Here is a 20,839-nt window from a genome sequence, read left to right as displayed (position 1 = left end):
ACGCAGTGAGTTTCTCCCCGAGTTCCTCCGTTGACATCGTCACTGGTGCGGAAACTGGCGTCGACACGATGTTATGCTCGGTCAGTGGATTCACTGGCTGATTTCCCTGCGCCGCGGTATTGAGCAAATTCTGCGTAGAGAGCGCAGGGTTGACCGTCACGCCAGCGGTTTTTCTCTCCACCACCGGGCGAGGACTGGGGTTCTGGGTTGATTTCACCCGAGCAGAAATTTGTTGGGAGGTCGAGAGTGGCGCAGGCTCCGGCGCAATCGCTCGCAGATCCTGGGCGGAAAACGTCGCCAGCTTAGCCTGTTGATCCGGGGTTGCTGGCGGCAAATCCTCGCTGAGTGACGCCAGTAACGTTTGCAGCTTAGGCGGCAGTGACGATAAGTCGGTTGTGTGCTGATCAGCCGATGGCGCGGATGTTTTTTCCGGCTGGGCCATGGCGCTCGCCAGTTGGCGCAGCAATGATGACCCCGAATGGGTGGTTTGCACCTGCGCCAGCATTCTCAACATGTCGCCATCAGGCTGCTTTTGTACATCGGCCGGGGCTGCCTGAGTCGGTTGCGCCAATAGCATAGCCAGCAATGCCTGCATGGCTGCCGGATTCGCGTCGTCTTGTTTATGTGCAGCCGCCGACGTCTGCTGATGACTCAGTTTTGCGCCAATCAACCGCTCAGCCGCGGCGTTCAGCCCCGACTGGGATAAAGAAAATGCGCTGCCGCCCTCAGGGGTTGACGGCGCCGAAATCGTCGCCTTTTCCGGTGTGGCCTCTGCCGACGCACTGACCGAGGCCAGTAATACAGGATTCATGCCTTCTCCGAAATTAAATTAACCATTGAATACGCCAACATTCCTTCCTGGTTTTGCTGATGTTTCTCCATCCGCGTTTTGAGTTCTTCCGCACGCTGCGTTCGCCGCGCAATTAATGTCTCAAACGCGACCAGCAGTCTGCTTTTCACTTCCCGTAGCGCCTCGGCGTCAGTTTCCCAGGCAGCATAGGCATGAAAGTCACGCATCACCTGCTGATGCAGACCTGGTAATCGACGCCACCGTTTTTGATCCAGGGCATCGTTCATCGCCGCCACCAAGGCATAAAGCTGCTGTTGCTGACGCTCTCTTTCCATCGCCTTATCCAAGTTTTGCTGACAGACCTTCCCAGCCTGTACGCAGATTCGTCAGGATGAGGATCACTTCATCAATTTTTTCTAACGACAACTCGCCGCTGGCTTCATACAGGCGGTAGACGCAGTGGTCATACAGCCGGGAGAGATTCACCACCAGCTCACCGCCGGTTTCAAACTCCAGCGAGCTGGTTAAGGCGTTGAGAATATCGATGCATTTATTGATGCTTTGCGCTTTACGCTCGTAGCGTTTGTTCTCAATGTGGCTTTTCGCGCGTTCCAGTTCGTCCATCAGTCCCGAAAACAGCACCAGCACCAGCTCTAACGGTGATGCTGCTGCCGTACGCGCAGCAAGATCCATCTCTTTGTATTGCGAATAACCATCCTGCGTGTCGTACATATTGGTTCTTAATCCTTCTCTTAAATCAGCCGGTTACATAAACGCGGCCATACTCACTTTCATGGTGTACACCTCAACCAGCGTATTGGTGTACTCTTCCACATAGCGCTCGTAGTTGGTGTTATAGGTTTCAGTCAGTTGATCGCTTTCGTCCTGGATTTTGCTCTGCTGGTCGTCAATGTTTTCCTGGCGCATGGCAATAATGCCGTTGCTGGAATCCAGATAGCTGTCCATCAGGTCGTCCATTTGTGCGACCATGCTGTCGTCACCGACAAAAATAGAGGTCAAACCGTCCGGGTTTTTTTCCATTTCTTCGCTGAACTGGGTGGAGTCGATTTGTAAGTGACCGTCGGAATCCAGCGTGATGCCATAGTCGACAATCGATACGCCGCCGTATGAAGCGTGAGCGATATCATCCATTTGGTTTGCCAGCGAATTCATCCCGGCATCACCGGCAAAGACCCCGGCTGCCGAGTCGTCATCGCCGTAGCTGGTGAGAGAATCTATGGTGTCGATTAGCGTGTTATAGGCATCCACGAAGGTTTGCACTTTTGCCTGAGATCCACTGGAGTCTTCCGCGACGGTAAAGGTGGTCACATCATTAGGATCATCAGGATCGCTGACCTCGGAAAACGTCATCGTTACGCCGGGGATAACGTCATCGAAAGTATTCGAACTACTGGTGATGGCAGGACCGGTTTCACTTCCCAGATGAATTTCTGCGTCCTGCGGATTTGTGATGAGCTGCTCACTGGAAGACTCCGCCGTCGCAAAATCGGTGTTACCCGTAACGCTCACTGAAAAGCCGCTTTGTGCTCCGGTGGTATCAGAGGTCAGCATGATAGTGGTGGTGCCGTCGGTTTTAACCAGCGCCGCCGACACGCCAGGGTTGTCATCCGAGTCATTAATTGCATCAACCAGTTCGCTGGCATCAATAAAACTGTCGCCATCTTCATCAGCAGCCGCGAGATCGATATCCATGGTCGTGCCGTCATCCATCGACAACGTAAAGGTACCGGATGCGCTGTACTGGTCATCACTCATGCTGAACGTGGTTTGTTGCGCCTGTGCAAGTGCCGAAACATAAAATGAATAGGTTCCGGCCTGAGCTTCCGAGTTTGCGGATATGGTGTTTGAATCATTACTCGACGTAGCAGAAAACGTCAGCGGGCCGTCGGTGTCACTGTTAAGCGCATCAATTGCTGACTGAAAGTCGGTGAGCGCCGAACTTAACGAGTCCAGGCCGTTGCTCTCTGCATTCAATTCGTTCTGCTCGTTTTGCAGATTTGCCGCCTGGGTGGCGATGTCCGCGTAGGCAAATTCTTGTGCTAATTTTTGGATCGGACTCGTAAAACTCATAATCAGTGACTCCGTGCAACGTTAGTTATGTAATAGCAAAACGCATGCCAATATTTTTTATTATTGATATTCAGTAAGTTAAGTTAGTAGCGGAAATGAATTTTCCCTTCCTCAGGAAGGTTTCCAGGCAAAGGCCCGGTTGCGGAAAGCACAACACCGCCGGGTGGCGGTGTTGTGAATGACATTACGTCAGGAATTACTGCAGCAGGCTGGAAACCATGCTGGACATGCTGTTGGACTGCTTCAGCATGGTGATACCCGTTTGCATCAGCACCTGTTGCTGGGTCATGTTGGACGCTTCCGTCGCGTAGTCGGTATCCATAATGTTACCGATCGCCACTTCAGTGTTGTCCTGCATGCTGGTCAGGTTAGCCGCGGTGTCGTTCAGGCGGTTGATGGATGCACCCAGTTTGGACTGGATCTTAGACACGTCGTCCATTGCAGTCTGGATAGTTCCAATCATCGCGTTTGCAGAGCCAGAAGTGGTCAGTTCGGAGCCGCCAGAAATACCTGCGCTACCGGTCTTATCTGCCTGGTCACCTTTGAAGGAAGCACTAACCTGATCCAGTGCGTTAACCAGAGTGTCCAGTTGGCTGGAAATATCAACGGTCATGGTGTCAGAAGATTCAGCGCCAACCTGGAAGGTTACGCCGCTCTGGAACAGGCCGTCTTTACCGGTGTTGCTGGTACCGGAAACACCGAACAGGTTGGTGCCGCCGTAAGTGGTGTTCTGCAGCATATCGGACATCTGCTGGCCCAGCTCGTCGTATTCGTCCTGCATCGCCTGCAAATCTTCGTCGCTGTACGTTCCGTTCGCCGCCTGAGTAGACAGGTCTTTCATACGGCCCAGTACGTCGGTCATTTCGTCAAACATGCTGTCGGCTGTCTGCAGCATGGCAGTGGCATCGTTGATGTTGCTCAATGCAACGCCCATGCCGCTGGACTGCGCGGTCAGACGGTTGGCAATCTGTTTGCCCGCGGCGTCATCTGCAGAGGAGTTAATACGGTTACCTGTCGCCAGACGTTCCATAGAAGTAGACAGTGATGCGCTGCTTTTGTTGATAGCATTAACAGCAGACATTGATGCGGTATTAGTATTAATCGATAACATGGTACTGCTCCTTGGGAATAATCGTTTTCGTTTCGATACTCTGTAAAAACGACCACCCGTTTGGAAAACTTAAAGCGCTGCAGAAAATTTTTTTGACGCGTCACACAACATCATTAGCGAGAGAAAAAACGCCTCCACCTCTATTTTAGCTTTGCGTGCTACCTCCCCAAAAAACCACTTTCTAAGGAAGATCTCAATCAAGATTTAATTAAAAGATTATTAGAAATATCTAATAACGGCTTGGTTGCTTACGCGCCATACGGGTTAACTTTTTGATAAGAATAAGATTATCCCTAGATGAAATCACTTTAAAAAGCCTGGTTATAGCCATGTTTTACATTTAGTTGCAAATACCCTGTACTTTTATATTGTGAGTCTCGGGCACTTTCGCTACATTTCAAATCCTTTTTTGGACAGCATAAAAAACACTCAATAGCGATTCAGCTGCAGCTTCACAGCACAAAGAAATTTCAATTTCTCCAGAATTTTAATGCACTGATTTTTAACGGTGTGACACCAGGGATATAAAATCTTGCACGGGTATACAAATCGATGAGTATCGTAGTCAACAACTGGCGGATGGATTCCTCGCTTAATGCGTTAATCCATTGTGAAACAGGCGAGATACGTCGCCTGGGCGAATACCATTTTATTCTGTTAGAGACATTAGCTAAAAATGCCGATGTCGTTTTATCTCGGTCATATTTAATGAGCGCAGTTTGGAAGAATCGCATCGTCGGTGGAAATAGCCTGCCGACAGCCGTTCATGCGCTGCGCGTTGCGATCGATGATGACGGTAAACAGCAAGAAATTATAAAAACCATACCTAAAAAAGGGTATTTATTTAATAAGAACTACCTCACTGAAACTATTGACCTTAATGAAACTGTGGTTGATGACAGCACCATTGATGAGGTCGAGAAACGTACCGAGATTGTTGAGTCCCCTGCGCCTGATGAAATGCTTCCATCAACAAACAATGGGGAAATACCCTTACTTAACAGTCAACTATCGTCAAGAAACCAGAGAAAAACAGCCATCAGACGGCATCCTTATCGAGCCGTTCTGATTACCTTACCCGTTATCGTTATCGCGCTGTCGTTGTTTATTTTAATCTCTTATTTTAAAGCACCGTCTGTCACCAAAATGGAAGAAGCTCCGCAATTGGTTAAAGAGACGCTTGAAAATGCCAACCATGTTACGGTATATCAACTTTACGACCCAGGTGAGAATAAGAAATCATCATCGCTTGTTTCAACGCATATTCTTCCCGGTATCGAGCAGCTCAACCCACTGTTGGTAAGCCATAACGCCTCGATGACCTTGTATTATCGGGTCTCACTGAACAAACTCGCCCTTGATATTGTACTTAGCAATCAATGCAATGATAAGTGGCAGTTAGCGCTAAGCTTTGACAACTGGCTAAATAAAGATAATGAAATGAATGGTATTTTAATTAAAGAAGTGGAGAAAATGTTAAATGAAATGCCAAAATGCAAATAATTTCTTTTTCCCTGCCCTGTCTGCTTTCACGCTATTTTTCACATTTACGGCTCATGCCCGCATTGAAAATACGGTCATTGCCAATTACGACCTTACTACTGGCAAAAACGTACATTATGAACTTATCGCAAATTCTCTGGATAAAAGCACCACGATCACTCTCGTCCCTTTGGAGCAAAATAATAAAATGCCCTCTACGTTTAAAGTAGCATCGTGTATTAATCATTATACCGGCTCATATAAACAGGGTGAGTTTCACTTTAGTACCACCAAAACCGATCAAAACGATTATCGTATGGCTAATTTCGGGGCATTTGTCACTGAGCACAACCTGCATACATGGTGGCTCCATATAACTCCGCAGCAAAATTTGATTTTTACTCGGGATGTCGGAGGTCTGTTAATCACAGACCCCTCTGTATTTAACTTTTCAACAAAAGCATGCCAGCAGAATTAACTTAATAAACTACGGACAGTCTGGCTGGAAAGTCGGGCTTGTCCATTCACCGCCTGCGCTAATACCTGATAATTGTGATTAGCATGATCCAATACCCCACCCAATGATTCAGAGGCTTGCACCGCACTTTCTGCCTGTGGAAAACGCGCCATACCGTCAATGAGCTGCCGGGCCTTCTCCTGCTGGGCAGCCATTTGCGCACGTTGATCGCCAATAATATCCAACGCCTGCTGTAATCCGTCCTGAGTTCGGGCACCGCCCTGTGCTACATACTGTTGAAGCTCCTCTGAACGTGAGGGATCGGCAAATGTTTTCAGCGGGGTAAACGCTGATGACTTCGCACCGACATCGCGTACGCTCAGGGTTTGCTGGATCTGCGACCACTGCTTTTCCGTGGTGGAGAACGTTAACGTGCCCTGCCGATCGTGCACCTGTACGCCGACGCGACGCAGCGCGTTGCTCATCATTATCTTGTACTGGCCTGGATCCATATCCTCACCCACCACCACCGCCGAGTGCTGCGTTTGCCGCCCATCGGAAACACTAAACATGCGCGAGCTTATGGCATCTTTTTGCAGCATCTGCGCCAGTTCAGGCGCGTGAAAGGTCACTCGCGCCTCGCCCTGCAAAACCGGACGCAGTTGCCTGTCCACCGCGCCGCCGGATAACGCCGTTCTTTTATCCAGCCACTGGGTAAGTTCGGCGCCCTTTTGCTGCTGCGCCTGCCCGCCACGGCGCGAGGCATGGCGATAATCCAGCAAATGCTGTTCCAGTTGTCCCAGATAGTGATCGGCCTGCTGTAGCGTGGTGAGCTGATCGTTAAGCTGCACGCTATAACGCTGAGGCCGGGTGGTAATAAGCGGTGAGGCCGGGTAATCACTCGCCGTTGCGGGTAACTTTTGACGGACAGGGGCATTCTGCGCAACGGTATGCTGCTGCACAGAAGGATTAAGCGCTCCGCTACCGGAGAGTGACGTTGTATTTAAACCGACCTGCATACTATTCCTGAGCTACTGCTCGCTGTTAAATCACACTGAAAAGGTTCAACTCACTCACTTTAGAGTAGGTTTTTAAGGTGGCTTCCATCGCCATTTCCAGTCCGGTAAAGGTAATGGAAGCTGGGCCGTAATCCAGATCGCTCAACTGACTGATCAGCTGATCGTTGGACGTTGAGATATCCGTCTGAGCATCGCTGAGCATGGTCATTGTATTCTGCGTTTCACCAATGGTGGCGATGGAGGCGTTGAGCTCATCAGAGGCCACGTCTACCGTATCGATGGCATTCTGAATGTCGCTTTGCACCTGCGGATCGGCAGGATCAACCGATGGGTCCTGCAGCTCTTTCGATAATGACGTTAAGGTGTTCAGCACATCCAGGCTATCGCCGAAGAAATCGCTGACGGCCACATTGGTGTCAACCTCTACGCCATTGGAGACAGTAGTTTGGCGATGATCGCCATTCCCCTGGTAGGTATAGCTGTCGGTCACGCCGTCGCCGTCCTCATCCACCGCGACAATCGGCGGCCGATCGTTCACCGTCCCGCCAAACACATAGTGACCGTCTTCATCCTGGTAATTTAACGCCGACACCATCGCTTCAGTCATCGACTGGATATCCTGCCCCAGACTGGATAATGACTCAGCGGTATTGGTGCCGTTCGCGGCTTCCAGCAGATCGTCGCGAATCGCCAACAGATCGTTATTGACGCCGTCGAGAATAGATTCCTGCTGGCTCATCCCTGCCGACGCGGAATTAATATTCGTTTGATATTGGTCGAGGGCCGATTGCTGGCGGTTCAGCTGGGTGATACGGGTCGCCGCAATCGGATCGTCAGACGGTAACAGAATGCTTTTCCCCGTCGCCATCTGCGTGACGACATGAGAAAGATCGCTGGAAAGGTCGTTAAAACTCTGCGTCATAGACACATAAGACTGCTGGGCAGTGACTCGCATTTTTCATTCCCCTTCCGGTTAGCTACACATTTCCAGCACAGAATCGAAAATATCTGCGCCCGTGGAGATGACTTTGAGATTGGCCTCATAAATCTGCTGATAGGTAATGAGGTTTACCGCTTCTTCATCCATGCTGACGCCGCTCACGCTGCTCTGCTGGTTCTGTGCCTCGGAGTATACGTTCGCTGCGGCTTCGGCTTCCGTCTGGTTTTGCTGGCTGTAGATACCAATATTGCTGATGATCGATGAACAGGCTTCGCCCACGGTTACGCTACCGAGTCCTTCAATTTCCAGCGGTTCGGTTGAGATGTTGATCAGCGCCTGCAGGTTATCGCTGTTGCCGCTTTCGTCCGGCGAGCTGGAAAACGCCAGTTCATCGGCGGTGATATCAGGGTTTACCTCCAGCGGGCCATCCGATGAGTTTTCATCATAAATAAACAGCGGTTCACCGGGATTTCCGTTCAAATCGTAGCCCTGCGCCAGTTGGGTGTTAACCGCATCGGCAAATTGCTCCGCCATGCTGTTAATCGTTCCCGTCAGCGGCGTCAGCACCTCATTCTGATAATCAAACAGCGCGCCCAGCGAGCCGCCGGTATCGGTGTTCATGGATGAGGTAGTTCCGGCAAACGTTAACGACATACTCTGCGTGCCATCGGCGTTGGTATCCAGTTCGATGGTGGAACTCTCCTGCCCGCTGACCAATGGCTGACCGTTTTGCAGCGTGACGTTATAGTTGCCTTCATCATCGATATTGACCTGAACGTCCATAATGCCGCTCAACTCTTCCACCATCTGATCGCGGGCGTCATACAGCGCCGAAGCGTTATCGCCGTTGGCTTCAGCTTCAGCAATTTGCTGGTTATAACTGGCAATACCGGTAGTCAGGGTGTTCACCTGCGCCACCATCGCCTGCTCCTGGCTGACGATCTCACTGCTTTGCGAGTCGATGTAATCGAGGGTGTTATCCACGCGCAGCGCCAGCGCGCCGGACTCGCTGATCACCTGCTCACGCAGGGCGGAATCATCCGGGCTGGTGGTGGCTTCGTTTAGCGCGGCAAAAAAGTTATCAAATCCCCCGCTCAGGCTGCTGTTATCATCGCTGAGGACGGTTTCCAACTGCGTTAAATACTCTTGCTGGGTGTTGTAATAGCCATAATCGCTGGCGGCATACCAGACCTGGTTAACCTGATACTGGTTTGAGACCCGGCGAATACTGTCAACCTGCACACCGTTACCCGCACTGTTCGCTGAACCGGAACTCGCGCCAATGGTACTGGTGATGGCAACCTGCCGGGTATAACCGTCAGTCATCGCGTTGGCGGTGTTCTGCGCCGTTACGTTAAGCTCCACCTGCGCAGTCGATGCGCCGCTGTAGCCAATGTTAATCATATCCATCAAAGCGTCCTCGCCGGTCAGTTACCCGGTCTGTCATTAACAACCTTGCCGATTAAGAGCGGCGAAAAAACCGCAGTTCTTAAGCCGCCGCGCAACCTTTATCCTTGGTGATGAGGGGAGAGCTGTTTGACGATCATCTCCGCAATGCCAATGCCGTGCTGTTGGGCAAGACTGTTGCACAGCTGATCGTCATAAAATCCCTGCATCATGCGTACCGAGTCGCTGTTAAACGGGTTATCTTTTGAGTCGAAGATCTCATTGGTTTTACGCATCTCTTTCAGCATGTTGCGTAAGAAGATGGCTTCGAATTGCTGGGCAGCTTTCTGCAAATCGTTATCTTTGATTTTGGGGCCCATTAACGCATCGCTACCGTCAATGCCCCCGCTATGATTCACCTTGATGTCGGCCATTAAATCACCTCCAGATCGGCATCCAGCGCACCAGCTTCATGCAGGGCCTGTAAAATAGACATAATGTCGTCCGGCGTTGCCCCCAGGCTATTGAGCGCGTTGACCAACGTTTTCAGACTGCTGGACTCTGGCAGACTGATCATCCCCGGACGGGCATGATTCACCGAAATATTGCTTTGCGGCGTCACCGCCGTACGGCCACCGGCAAAAGCGTTCGGCTGGCTGACGTTGCTGCTTTCATTGATGGAAACCGTCAGACTGCCATGCGATACCGCCGCCGCATGCAGGGCGATACCATCGCCCATAACGACCGTACCGGTACGCGAGTTAAACACCACCCGAGCCCGGACTTTTTCCGCCTGCACCTGGACGTCATCTAACTGAGACATAAAGGCCACGCGCGCGCCGGGGCTGGTTGGCGCGCGGACGATAACGTTGGTCGAGCTTTGTGCCGTCGCAATGCCGCCAAACGACGCGTTGATCGCCGCGGCAATGTTATTGGCATCTTTAAAGGAGGGGCGTTTCAGATTGAGCGTAATGGTGTCCCCCATCTGGAAGTCGCTGGGAATTTCACGTTCTACCGACGCGCCGTTCGGTATCAGCCCGGCGGTGGGGGTATTCACGGTGACGCTGGAGCCGCTGGCTCCGGTCGCGTTCATCCCGCCGACCACCACGCTCCCTTGCGCAAGGGCATAAACCTCGCCATCCGCGCCGTGTAATTGGGTGAGCAATAGTGTGCCGCCGCGCAGGCTTTTGGCATCGCCGATCGACGAGACCGTGACGTCAATGGTCTGCCCACGCGAGTACATGGGCGGTAGCGTCGCGCTGACCGCCACCGCCGCAACGTTCTTCACCTTCGGATCGATTTTGCTCGGCAGTTGTACGCCAAACTGGCGCAGCATGTTGGTAATTGTCTGGTTGGTGAATTTGACCTGGTTTTTATCCCCGGTTCCGTCCAGACCGACCACCAGACTGTAGCCGACGAGTTGGTTTTCCCTGACCCCCTGGACGTTAACCAGCGATTCCAGAGATTGCGACTGCGCCGCGCCTGGCAGCGCCAGGCTCAGGGCGATAACGATGCCGTTTAACGCGTTCATCCAGCGCCCGCTTAAGTGTTGCATATCAAAATCCTGCTTAGATCGGGAAGAGAGGATGGTTAAACAGACGCGTCAGCCAGCCCGCCGCATTGGCATCGCTCAATGCGCCACGGCCCGCGTAGGAGATGCGTGCATCCGCAATACGCTGCGATGAGACGGAGTTGTCGTTCTGAATGTCATCGGCGCGCACCAGGCCACTCAGGCGAATGTACTCATCGCCCTGGTTAAGGGTGAGCCATTTTTCACCGCGAATTTCCAGGATACCGTTCGACTGTACCGAGTGTACCGACACCGTAATTTCACCGCGCAAACTGTTTTGCTGCTGCGAGGTCGCCGTCCCGTTGAAGTCACGATTGGCGTCTACGGAAGCGGAAAGGTTATCTTTGGTATGTCCGAACAGCGTCGGCGCGCCGATGTCGACGGTATTGTTCTTACCGAAATTGGTTTTCGCCTGTTTGCTCGACTGGGTGGACTCTTCCAGCATCACGGTCAGGATATCGCCCACGCGATAGGCGCGGCGGTCCGCCGTCAGCGACCAGTTATACCCCGTTTCAAACACGCCCCCCGCGCGACCATCCGCCGTTGGCGGCGCTTCCGTTTTGGGAGGAGCAAAGAATTCGTCATTTTTTTTGACCAGGAGGGCCTGCGATTCGCACCCGCTTAACAGGGGAAGCAGTACCATCAGCCAGAGATAATTTTTCACGTTCTGCCTATTTCTGCCGGATGGCGCTGTACCATCCGGCATTTCACATTCTTGAGTTACAGTGTCTGACTAATAAACTGCAGCATATCGTCTGCCGCAGAGACCATTTTGGCGTTCATCTCATAGGCGCGCTGTACGGTGATCATCGCCACCATTTCGTTGACGATGTCCACGTTCGAGCCTTCCAGTGCTTTATCCTGTAACGTTCCCAGACCATCTTCCCCCGGAATACCTTCCGTCGGTTGACCGCTGGCCGCCGTTTCCAGATACAGGTTGTCGCCTTCGGCTGAAAGGCCTGCCGGGTTGGCGAAATTCACCAGCGTCAGTTGCCCCAGTTCGGTAGGGTCACTGTCGCCGGGTAAAATCGCGCTCACCGTACCATCGGAAGCAAATGACACGCTGGTTGAACCCGCTGGCACATCAATTTCCGGCTGTAACGGCAAACCCTGGGAGTTGGTCAGCACGCCATCAGCGTTAACCTGCATATTGCCGTCACGGGTATAAGCGATATCCCCATTGGCTTTTTGCACCTGCCAGAACCCCTGCCCCATGATGGCCACGTTCATCGTATTGTCGGTGGTTTCTACATTCCCTTCGGTGAAGGTTTTTTGCGTTCCCACAATACGAACACCGCTACCGAACTGCATTCCGGTCGGCATGATGTTATTTTGATCGAGCATGGCGCCCGGCGCTTCCTGAGTCTGATAAAACAGATCCTGGAACATTACGCGGTCGCGCTTAAAGCCCGTGGTATTGACGTTGGCGATGTTGTTGGCAATCGCACTCATCTCAGCATCCTGCGCCGACAGGCCGGTTTTACTGATCCATAACGCTGCATTCATAAAACTTTATCCCTGATTAAAGGCTACGACTCAGGAGCCGCGTAGCAGCCTGTTGCCTGAGTCGCTGAGATCTTCAGCCGTTTTCATCATCTTGATTTGCGCTTCAAACTGACGGTTCATCGCGATAGATGACATCATTTCGCTCACCGCAGACACGTTACTGCCTTCCAGAAAGCCGCCGCTCACTTTGATGTTCTCATCGCGCTGCGCCGGTACGCCGTCCGCCGTCACCAGCATCCCCTCACTATTTTTCGCCAGATTGGCGACCGGAATATCCACCAGCTTCAGGCGATCGATATCCATCGTTGCAGTAACATCGCCATCGTCAGGTGTGACGGAGAGCGTGCCGTCGCTGCCGAAAGAGGCAATCGCGTTTGGCGGTAAAATAATCGGGCCGTTATCCCCGAGCACCACGTTACCGTCGATGGTCAGTTGCCCCTGATCGTCCTGCTGAATATTGCCGTTACGGGTGTACACCTCGTTTCCCGCTTTATCCTGCACGGCGATATAGCCGGGTCCCTGAATAGCAACATCAAGCGGGCGTTCGGTTTTTTCCGCCACGCCAGTGCTGTCATTGACGCCGCTGGGACTCTCCTTCGCCATAAAACGCGTATCAAAACCACCGCCTTTTACTTTGTCGTTGCTCGCCATCGCCATATCCGCGCGAAAACCATTGGTGTTAACGTTGGCGAGGTTATTGGCGCTAATTTGCTGCTCGAGCAGCGTCTGGGTGGCTCCGCTGAGTGCGGTATAAATCAACCGATCCATTTCTTAGCCTTACATCGCCTGGAAGAGAGCCTGATCCAACTGCGTACTGGTCGAAATCACCTTGGTGTTCGCCTGGTAATTACGCTGGGCGGTCATGAGATTGACCAGTTCGTTGGTAATATCCACATTGGAGCTTTCGAGCATGCCGGAGGAGAGCGTGCCACAAGAGCCGGAGCCAGGCGTGCCAATTAGCGGCGTGCCGGATTCGCCCGTCTGTACCCAGGCTGTGCCGCTTACCGCTTCCAGTCCGTTCTCATTCGGGAAGGTAGCGAGCACGACCTGCCCCTGCAGCATACGTTCGCCGTTGCTGTAGGTGGCGTAAACTTTACCGTCATCATCCACCTGCACGCCGTTCTGCGTTGCCGAGGCATAACCGGTTGCGGAGTTGGTTGTCACCGAGAAATCAGAGCCGTACTGAGTACAGTCTGAGTAATCAATGGTCATCGAAATCGGCGCAGCGTCATCAGTAGTGAACGTGATGGTTTGCGGTGTTGTTGGCGATGTCAGCTTGCCGGTATTTGAGTCGAAGGTCAGCGTGGTCGGTGGGACGCCGCTCTGCGCCTCACCATCAAAGGTGTACTGTACTTCCCAGGTGTTATCGGCGGTTTTGGTAAAATACTGGCTAACCGAGTGTTCGTTACCCAGCGAGTCATACACAGTGGTGGTGTAGCTGTCGGTATAGGTATCGCTGTTGTTCGCGTCAAACGGTACGCTGGTGCGATCGATCGTTTCATCACTGGCGTCAAAGTTTGCCGTGAAGGTCATGCTATCGGTGGCCTGCGCCGGGATGTTGCCGGTTTTAATCTGGATATCAGTGACGGTACCGGTTTGCAGCGTCCCGCTGTCATCAACCGGATAACCTTGCAGGTAATCACCGGACGCATTGACGATATAGCCGTTTTTATCGGTCACAAAAGAGCCGGCACGCGTATAGGAAATATTCCCTGCGCTATCGCACATGACGAAAAAACCATCATCGTTAATGGCTAAATCCAGCGCATTGCCGGTTGAAACCATCGAGCCGCCGGTGGAGATACTTTGTGCGGAACCGGCCACGCTCACGCCCATCGCCTGCGTCCCGGCGTACATGGCGGAGAACTGGGTGGTCATTGATTTATAACCCACCGTACCGGAGTTAGCGATGTTGTTACTGATGCCGTCCAGTTGTTCGTTGACGGCGTTTAGCCCCGTCGCTGCAATTTCATAACTCATTGTTTCTTCCTGTAAGATTAACTAAATCAGAGCACCATATTGCTGTTGGCGTTATCGCTTCCGTCGTCAGTATCTGGCGGCGTGGTGTCATCGGAACCGCTGGTTCCGTCGGTGCTGTCCGGTACGCCAAACTGGGTGATCATGGTGAATGGCACTTCGCCAACGCCGTCAACGTTGAGCACCGGCGTGCTGCCATCAAGCGGAATACGCACATCTTCCACCTGGCCCGTCACCTCGATCGGCACTTCCTCTTCCCCGGTATTGGTCACCACGGAAACGCTGTAATCGCCCGGCGGGATGCCGTAATCCGCAGGATTGATGTCGAAGTCCACCTGGCCTGGTCCGACGGAGGTTTCACCTTCCGGGATCAGCGACACGGTATAGTCATCACCCGCTTCATCGGTAAAGTGCAGATCCACATCGGTACAGCTGTCATCCAACGTGACGCGCCCCTGGATCGCCTTGCTGTTGTCTTCGATATCCAGCGAGGTGGTTTGCACCATGATGTCGTCGCCGACCATATTTCCCAGCGCCATCACCTGGATGTTGCTCATCAGCACGGCATTGGTGTTGGCCTGGACGCTCATCTCTTCCATCATCGCCACCTGCGCCATTGAGGAGAGCTGATCGATATAGGCCGTAGGATCGGTGGGATCGGTCGGGTCCTGGTTTTCAATTTCAGCCACAAACAGCGTCAGAAACGTGTCGACCGCCGAGGTTTCGGTGGACGTAGTGGTTGTTGTGGTGCTGCTGGTGTCGCTGGTATCCGTCGTTGACGACGTCGTCGAAGAACTGCTGTCTCCCACATTAGTACTTTGCGCCGTGGCACCGACGTTATTTTCAGCAACCGCCGTCGTCTTCTCCTGAGAAGAAGCCAGCGCCTGAGATTGGGCATACAGAGCCAGGGTATTCATTACACTTCTCCCAGTTTGAGTAAGCTTTGCTGCATACTTTTGACGTTATTCAGCACATCAACGTCGGTTTCAAAATCACGTGATGCGGACATCATGTCAGCCATTTGCTCGACCACGTTGACGTCCGGGTACCAGACAAAACCGTTCTGATCCGCCATTGGGTGATGCGGCTCATAACGCTTCACCGCCCCGCCGCTTTGCATGACGTCCTGCACTTGTACGCTGGCGCCATCAATGGCGTGGCGGTTATGTCCCCCTATCAGGCTATTGTTGTAAACCGCGGCAAAAACCGGGCTGCGCGCCTTATAGGCCTGCGCCTCGCTGCTGGCAGGAGATTCCGCATTCGCCATGTTGCTGGCGACGGTATTCAGACGGATGGTTTGCGCCGTCATCGCCGAACCGGAAATCTGGTAAATATCAGTAAACGACATGGTTATTTCCCTTCAATGGCCTCTTTGATGCCGCTAAGTTGCAGATTCAAAAAAGTCAGACTGCTTTGATAATCCATACTATTTTGTGAAAACCGGGCCTGCTCGGTATTCAGCTCTACGGTATTGCCATCCTCTGAAGGCTGCATCGGCACACGGTATTTCACGTCAACCTCGGGCGGAACATTTGTACGACTTGCCCGTTGCATCTCAGCGGCAAAATCAATATCTTTGGCTTTGAAATTTGGTGTATCGACGTTTGCCAGATTCGCAGTCAGTAGCTCGGTCCTCTCAAGACGTAACTTCACTGCCAGCGGATGTACACCCAATGCCTGCTGAAAACTGATTCCCATTTCTTGCATCACTCCTGCGTAGATATCGCTGTTATTAGCAATATGTATGCCAACTTTTAAGTGATTGATGAGAAATGACTTTATGAAAAGACACCCTCACAGAAGGAAGCCCTCTTTCCTCTTTGCCGTGGAAATGATGCTGGCTATATGCTGTGGCTTACCCGCACATGCCGCCGTCCATCCCATTCAGCACAGCGCCCGGGAACAGATCAACGCGCGGGTTCTCGATGCCGCCAGTCATGAAATTGACGCGCTGGCGCGCAAACAGCAGTGGCAGGACTATCGCTACACGTTCAATATTTATATTCCCTCCGCCGTGAGTACCAGCGCGCTATGCGCGTCGGCGCCGCAGGTTACCTCAAGCACATCACCGGAGATGGTCCTGTCACGAATGAACTTTGTGGTCAGTTGTCCGGGCAGCAATGGCTGGCAATTTAACGTGGCGGTACGCCCCGATGTGTCGATTCCGGTGGTCATGCCAAAGTCGTTGATTGCGCGAGATACGGTAATCACCGCCGACGACCTGCAGCTTAAAAAATTCAATATCAGCAACCAGCGCGAAGGGTTGATGACGAATATCGATGAGGCGATTGGTCTCACCAGCAAGCGCGCCCTGCAACCGGACAAACCGATTACCCGTAGCGAGCTGGTACTGCCCGTACTGGTCAAACGCGACCAGCCGGTGATGATCGTCTCCCACATGGCCGGGATCACCGCCTCAATGCCGGGCGTGGCGTTGAAGAATGGTCGTAAAGGGGATGTGATAAAAATTCGCAACAGCAGCAGCCAGCGGATCATTAGCGGGATGGTGGACGATACCGGCGTGGTCACCACGCTGACGGCGGAATAGTGCGGTGATTTTTTGTGATGGGATTAAAGTTTTCCTCTATTGCCGTCGCTTTTAGCCAATAACAGATAACCAACCCAACGGAATATGTACGAGGTTGCTATGAAAATTACCCCAACTCTGCCAGGCAATCGCCCTGCATCGACAACCGAACAGGCGCGTGCAGACAAGAGCAGCGTGCAGACGAGCGCGTCCAGTTCCGCATCGCTTTCCGCCGACGATATTACTCAGGCGGGATTACAAACGGCGCAGCAAACGCTGAACAGTGATACGCAAAGTGACGTTGATTACGACAAAGTGGCGCAAATGCAGGCCATGCTGGCCTCAGGCGATTTGCAGGTTGATACCGATCAACTGGCTGGGGACATGCTCAGCTTTTTCCAGAAATAAGAGGCTACAACAGTGAGTACCAGGCTACAGCAGGTGAAAACTCTGCTTCAGGGCATCCGCGAGGACGGGACGCGGTATGACGCGCTCAGACACCAGTTGGAACAACAACGTCTGTGTATGATCCGTCGCGACAGCGACGAACTACTGGCCGTCAATGAACTTATTCAACAGCATTATGAGCAGTTGCAAAACAGCAGCCAACAGCGCCGGTCGCTCCTGCAACTGCTGGGCGTAAGCGTCAATCGTGCAGGGATAGAACAGGTCTTTAGCTGGCTGCCGGGCGTGCAGAAAACTGCCGCAGAGGGCTGGTGGCAAAGCCTTGAGCAAAAAGCGAAACGCTGCAAGATGTACAACGAAAAAAACGGCGATCTGCTGATCCGTCAGTATGAATTTATTCAGGCTTTTTTAGGCACTGAGCCCGATTTTATTTACCAGCGCTAAAACTTCCTTCCCTGACGCGGAAACCGGCTTTCCGCGCCTCATCTAACCAATTGATATAAATACAATTAAATTCAGGCATGGATATTGCACTGTCATAGCCAGATTTTGAACATTGGGATTACTGAGAACACATTATGAGTATGATTGATTGTTACGAGCCTGACTTTGTCCGGTTGTTTTTATCCCACCATCCGGATTCCGCTTTACTGGTCAACGTGCGCTGGAAAACGGAAGTTCGTCAGAGTCTGGTCTTAACCGATCCGGCCAGCTGCCAGGCTGCATTAGGCGATCCCAATGCCTTTGTCTTGCATCATTCAAAATGTGCGGCCGCCCCTGACAGCCCGACGTTATCCCCACGCGATCAGGTATTGAATCAATCTGCTCTGAATACCATTACCCTGCCAGGCTTGTCACCGGAGCTGCGCCTCTATGCGCTGGGCATCATGCTCTCTTTTTGTGAGAAATGCCCAGACAGTAGCGACGAGACGCTGGAAAAGCTGGCTTCGCTACCGCAGGTGCTGGCTGACCATGCGCAAAGTGGAAAACTGCAGGAGCAATTCGCACAACTGCCCAGTCTGCCCCAGTTGCAGCGGGAAATGATCACCCAAATGGGCAACTGCGATTTCAATTGGGAACTGTTGCCGGAAAGCGCGCGTAAGCTGACCTTGCCCCTGCAGGTAAGCCTGCTGATGCTGCAAGATGCTAACAGTGAAGCCTTGCTCCAACAGCAATTGCATGATCAGTGGTTAATGACCTGGGAGCGCTATTTCGCGCAGGATGCCTGGATTTTCAGTAACTATCTGATTTATCGCCTTTATCACGATACCTTCCCGCAACATGACGATGAAAGCGCGCTCCAGCGTTTCTTCTGGTTGGTCGCTGACGTCTTTATGATTCGTACACTGTTTTGCCTGTGGACACTGGACGGTTCCGCATTAAGCCACGACGAAATTTATGCCCTTTTCGCGCTGTTTGAAGCGTGGCGCAATAGCGAGCATGCCATCTCGCTGCGCCAGCATATTGTGAACATATTGCCGGGAGACCCTCTGCTCTCGGCGTTTTCCCTGATTACACGTTAGCACCTGTTGACCGGGTGAATGCCCGGTCCTTTTTCGAACCGCGAATACACATCACCATGCCTGAAACCTCTAAAGCTCGTTCCGCCCTGACCGGCATTGTCAAAACGCTGGAAACTGGCCGTGAAAAACCGTTTGTCAGCGTCATTACCCCAACGTGGAACCGCGCCGCTTTCTTACCCTATTTACTGTATATGTTCCGCTACCAGGATTACCCTGCCGACCGCCGGGAGCTGGTGATCCTCGATGATTCCCCGCAAAGCCATCAGTCGGTCATTGACAGGCTGACACAGAATCACCCGGAGAAATTTAATATTCGTTATATCTATCATCCGGAAAAACTGCCGCTGGGCAGAAAGCGGAATATGCTCAATGCGCTGGCGTTAGGTGAATATATTCTGTGTATGGATGACGATGACTATTATCCGGCGGATAAGATCTCTTACACCATCGACATGATGCAACGTCATCGGGCGTTGATTTCGGGTTCCGATCAAATCCCCATCTGGTATAGCCATATCAACCGCTTGTTTAAAAGCCGCAGCTTTGGCCCGCAAAACATTCTCAACGGCACCTTTTGCTACCATCGCAATTATTTGAAAAAGCACCGTTACGATGATGAATGTAACTTAGGCGAAGAAGAAGGATTCACCAATCAATTCACCGTGAATCCACTGCAATTGCCGGGCGAGCGTACCATCATTTGTATCTCGCATAGCCAAAATACGTTCGATAAAGACTTTGTATTGGGAAGCAGCGAGCCGCAGGAAACCACGCTGGCACAGGCGGTTACCGACCCAATGCTAAAAAACTGGTATCAAAGCCTGCATAACGCCACGCATCATCAACCGATCCGCTGGGATTACATTGATCAGGTGGTGATCGTGAATCTGGATTCGCGCCCGGATCGTTTAGCGCACATCCAGCAAGAGCTGTCGTTTCTTAATTTTCCCGCGGAAAAAGTTACCCGACTGGCCGCATCAGTAGCAACCAATGGCCAGATTGGTCGCCGTCAGTCCCATATGCGGGCGCTGCAACTGGCGCAGCGTCAGGGCTGGAAAAACTACCTGTTACTTGAAGATGACAGCGTGATCCTCAAGCAGGAAAAGCATATTCGGGTACTCAATTCGCTCCTGAGCGCGTTACCTAATTTTCCGTGGGAAGTGGTCATCCTCGGCGGAGAAATTAAGCAAGGCAGCGAACTGAAAAGCCTGCAGGGCATGATCCATGCCCGCGACTGCAATAAAGTTTGCGCCTATCTGGTAAACAGCCGTTATTACCCGACGCTGGCTCAGCAAATGGAGCATGACCTCTCCGACACCCTCGAAGGGCAATGGCAAGCGCTGCTACGTGAAGGAAAATGGCTCTCGTGTTATCCGAGCATTTGTTATCAGCGTGCGGGATATAGCGATATCGAAAAGAAAGAAACCGATAACATCGGCTACTACTTCAATAAAATTAATAAAAAACCCGAGACCGTCAACGCGCTGGTAAGCAACTCGCAACCGTCGACTTCCACTCATATCGATGCCATTGGCTTCTATATGGAAACATCGCTGCATTACACGGTGTACCGCCCCATTATTAGCGCGCTTCAGGCGATGGGCCATTCTTGCTCGTTGTTGGTGAGTGACAAAATACACAAGTCGTTTCTGGATGAAATGACAGCGACGATTAAAACCATTAACGACTCCGCGCTGGGCGGAACACGCCTTTCTACGGTCATTGAGCAACGCCAGCGTTTCAAATGCCTGGTAAGCCCTTACTACACGCCGTTGCTAAACGGGCTGGCGGATACCCATGTGCGTGCCATGTATGGCCTGGCGAAAGAAGAGTGGAACCATGCCTGGTGGAACGCTTTTTATCATCGCATCTTGTGCTACAGCCACTATAGCCAGCACGCGCTTGATATTGGCGGTAGTGCAAAAGCGGTCGGCAATCCCCGCTTCGATGAGTGGCACAACCACACTTTTGATAACACGTTGCCAAACAGTCTGAAGCTCAATGCGAAAAAACAGACCATCCTGTATGCCCCTACCTATGGCGCGCTAAGCTCGC

Annotated in this window: 24 protein-coding genes; 7 read left to right on the top strand and 17 right to left on the bottom strand. The window is 52.2% G+C overall.

The window, feature by feature from the left end:
• The 5 genes from KQJ18_RS11915 to lafA all read right to left on the bottom strand — a co-directional run.
• A partial coding sequence (locus KQJ18_RS11915; RefSeq protein WP_216422013.1) for a flagellar hook-length control protein FliK occupies positions 1 to 811 on the bottom strand: 811 nt, incomplete at its 3' end.
• A complete protein-coding gene (locus KQJ18_RS11910; RefSeq protein ID WP_087856476.1) occupies positions 808 to 1,125 on the bottom strand; it encodes a flagellar protein FliT in 318 nt (105 codons plus the stop codon). The genes KQJ18_RS11915 and KQJ18_RS11910, both read right to left, overlap by 4 nt.
• Positions 1,126 to 1,129: 4 nt before the next feature.
• Complete coding sequence (gene fliS, locus KQJ18_RS11905; RefSeq protein WP_003843794.1) at positions 1,130 to 1,522, bottom strand: flagellar export chaperone FliS; 393 nt, start codon at positions 1,520 to 1,522, stop codon at positions 1,130 to 1,132.
• Between the two features lie 33 nt (positions 1,523 to 1,555).
• Positions 1,556 to 2,881, bottom strand: a complete 1,326-nt coding sequence (gene fliD / locus KQJ18_RS11900; RefSeq protein WP_216422012.1) for a flagellar filament capping protein FliD — start codon at positions 2,879 to 2,881, stop codon at positions 1,556 to 1,558.
• A gap of 196 nt (positions 2,882 to 3,077) precedes the next feature.
• Positions 3,078 to 3,992 carry a lateral flagellin LafA gene (lafA, locus tag KQJ18_RS11895; RefSeq protein ID WP_087856478.1) on the bottom strand — a complete coding sequence of 305 codons (915 nt, stop codon included), beginning with the start codon at positions 3,990 to 3,992 and terminating at the stop codon, positions 3,078 to 3,080.
• Between the two features lie 552 nt (positions 3,993 to 4,544).
• On the opposite strand from lafA, the gene KQJ18_RS11890 reads away from it, so the two are divergent.
• Positions 4,545 to 5,495: a winged helix-turn-helix domain-containing protein gene (locus KQJ18_RS11890; protein ID WP_137346871.1), complete on the top strand. Its 951-nt coding sequence runs from the start codon at positions 4,545 to 4,547 to the stop codon at positions 5,493 to 5,495.
• Complete coding sequence (locus tag KQJ18_RS11885; RefSeq protein WP_204578955.1) at positions 5,473 to 5,952, top strand: hypothetical protein; 480 nt, start codon at positions 5,473 to 5,475, stop codon at positions 5,950 to 5,952. Before KQJ18_RS11890 ends, KQJ18_RS11885 begins: the two co-directional genes overlap by 23 nt.
• On the opposite strand, the gene KQJ18_RS11880 is transcribed toward KQJ18_RS11885, so the two are convergent.
• From KQJ18_RS11880 to flgB, 12 genes are all read right to left on the bottom strand, one after another.
• Positions 5,949 to 6,950: a flagellar hook-associated protein gene (locus KQJ18_RS11880; protein WP_204578954.1), complete on the bottom strand. Its 1,002-nt coding sequence runs from the start codon at positions 6,948 to 6,950 to the stop codon at positions 5,949 to 5,951. The two genes, KQJ18_RS11885 and KQJ18_RS11880, sit on opposite strands and share 4 nt — an antisense overlap.
• A 25-nt stretch (positions 6,951 to 6,975) precedes the next feature.
• Positions 6,976 to 7,905, bottom strand: a complete 930-nt coding sequence (flgL, locus tag KQJ18_RS11875) for a flagellar hook-associated protein FlgL (RefSeq protein ID WP_069323862.1) — start codon at positions 7,903 to 7,905, stop codon at positions 6,976 to 6,978.
• An 18-nt stretch (positions 7,906 to 7,923) separates the two neighbouring features.
• Positions 7,924 to 9,300 (bottom strand): flagellar hook-associated protein FlgK, encoded by a 1,377-nt coding sequence (gene flgK, locus KQJ18_RS11870; protein ID WP_087856482.1) that lies wholly within the window; start codon positions 9,298 to 9,300, stop codon positions 7,924 to 7,926.
• Between the two features lie 98 nt (positions 9,301 to 9,398).
• On the bottom strand, positions 9,399 to 9,701 hold the full coding sequence (locus KQJ18_RS11865; RefSeq protein WP_110498852.1) for a rod-binding protein: 303 nt from the start codon (positions 9,699 to 9,701) through the stop codon (positions 9,399 to 9,401).
• Between the two features lie 8 nt (positions 9,702 to 9,709).
• A complete protein-coding gene (locus KQJ18_RS11860) occupies positions 9,710 to 10,831 on the bottom strand; it encodes a flagellar basal body P-ring protein FlgI (protein ID WP_087856483.1) in 1,122 nt (373 codons plus the stop codon).
• A gap of 13 nt (positions 10,832 to 10,844) precedes the next feature.
• Positions 10,845 to 11,510 (bottom strand): flagellar basal body L-ring protein FlgH, encoded by a 666-nt coding sequence (gene flgH, locus KQJ18_RS11855; RefSeq protein WP_038643004.1) that lies wholly within the window; start codon positions 11,508 to 11,510, stop codon positions 10,845 to 10,847.
• 56 nt (positions 11,511 to 11,566) lie between these two features.
• Positions 11,567 to 12,352, bottom strand: a complete 786-nt coding sequence (flgG, locus tag KQJ18_RS11850) for a flagellar basal-body rod protein FlgG (RefSeq protein WP_038637632.1) — start codon at positions 12,350 to 12,352, stop codon at positions 11,567 to 11,569.
• Positions 12,353 to 12,382: 30 nt separating this feature from the next.
• Positions 12,383 to 13,120, bottom strand: coding sequence for a flagellar basal body rod protein FlgF (locus tag KQJ18_RS11845; RefSeq protein WP_038637629.1), 738 nt, complete (start codon positions 13,118 to 13,120; stop codon positions 12,383 to 12,385).
• Between the two features lie 9 nt (positions 13,121 to 13,129).
• Complete coding sequence (gene flgE, locus KQJ18_RS11840; RefSeq protein WP_085047733.1) at positions 13,130 to 14,332, bottom strand: flagellar hook protein FlgE; 1,203 nt, start codon at positions 14,330 to 14,332, stop codon at positions 13,130 to 13,132.
• Positions 14,333 to 14,358: 26 nt separating this feature from the next.
• Positions 14,359 to 15,246 (bottom strand): flagellar hook capping FlgD N-terminal domain-containing protein, encoded by an 888-nt coding sequence (locus tag KQJ18_RS11835; RefSeq protein WP_085047734.1) that lies wholly within the window; start codon positions 15,244 to 15,246, stop codon positions 14,359 to 14,361.
• Complete coding sequence (gene flgC / locus KQJ18_RS11830; RefSeq protein ID WP_006685942.1) at positions 15,246 to 15,677, bottom strand: flagellar basal body rod protein FlgC; 432 nt, start codon at positions 15,675 to 15,677, stop codon at positions 15,246 to 15,248. Before flgC ends, KQJ18_RS11835 begins: the two co-directional genes overlap by 1 nt.
• Before the next feature lie 2 nt (positions 15,678 to 15,679).
• Positions 15,680 to 16,027 carry a flagellar biosynthesis protein FlgB gene (gene flgB / locus KQJ18_RS11825; RefSeq protein WP_042310529.1) on the bottom strand — a complete coding sequence of 116 codons (348 nt, stop codon included), beginning with the start codon at positions 16,025 to 16,027 and terminating at the stop codon, positions 15,680 to 15,682.
• A gap of 133 nt (positions 16,028 to 16,160) precedes the next feature.
• On the opposite strand from flgB, the gene flgA reads away from it, so the two are divergent.
• The 5 genes from flgA to KQJ18_RS11800 form a co-directional block, all read left to right on the top strand.
• Positions 16,161 to 16,877, top strand: a complete 717-nt coding sequence (gene flgA, locus KQJ18_RS11820; protein ID WP_216422014.1) for a flagellar basal body P-ring formation chaperone FlgA — start codon at positions 16,161 to 16,163, stop codon at positions 16,875 to 16,877.
• 99 nt (positions 16,878 to 16,976) lie between these two features.
• Positions 16,977 to 17,264 carry a flagellar biosynthesis anti-sigma factor FlgM gene (gene flgM, locus KQJ18_RS11815; RefSeq protein ID WP_038643000.1) on the top strand — a complete coding sequence of 96 codons (288 nt, stop codon included), beginning with the start codon at positions 16,977 to 16,979 and terminating at the stop codon, positions 17,262 to 17,264.
• A gap of 12 nt (positions 17,265 to 17,276) precedes the next feature.
• Positions 17,277 to 17,705 (top strand): flagellar protein FlgN, encoded by a 429-nt coding sequence (locus tag KQJ18_RS11810; RefSeq protein WP_038637617.1) that lies wholly within the window; start codon positions 17,277 to 17,279, stop codon positions 17,703 to 17,705.
• A gap of 134 nt (positions 17,706 to 17,839) precedes the next feature.
• Entirely contained in the window at positions 17,840 to 18,784 is a 945-nt protein-coding gene (locus tag KQJ18_RS11805) for a lysine-N-methylase (RefSeq protein ID WP_085047736.1), read from the top strand.
• 56 nt (positions 18,785 to 18,840) lie between these two features.
• The coding region (locus KQJ18_RS11800; RefSeq protein WP_216422010.1) for a glycosyltransferase at positions 18,841 to 20,839 on the top strand (1,999 nt) is incomplete at its 3' end.

Origin of the sequence: Citrobacter sp. S55_ASV_140 (genome assembly GCF_018919505.1) — a bacterium.
GTDB lineage: Bacteria > Pseudomonadota > Gammaproteobacteria > Enterobacterales > Enterobacteriaceae > Citrobacter > Citrobacter werkmanii.
The sequence above is the reverse complement of the archived record's forward strand: the minus strand, read 5'-3'. Positions and strand labels throughout refer to the sequence as shown.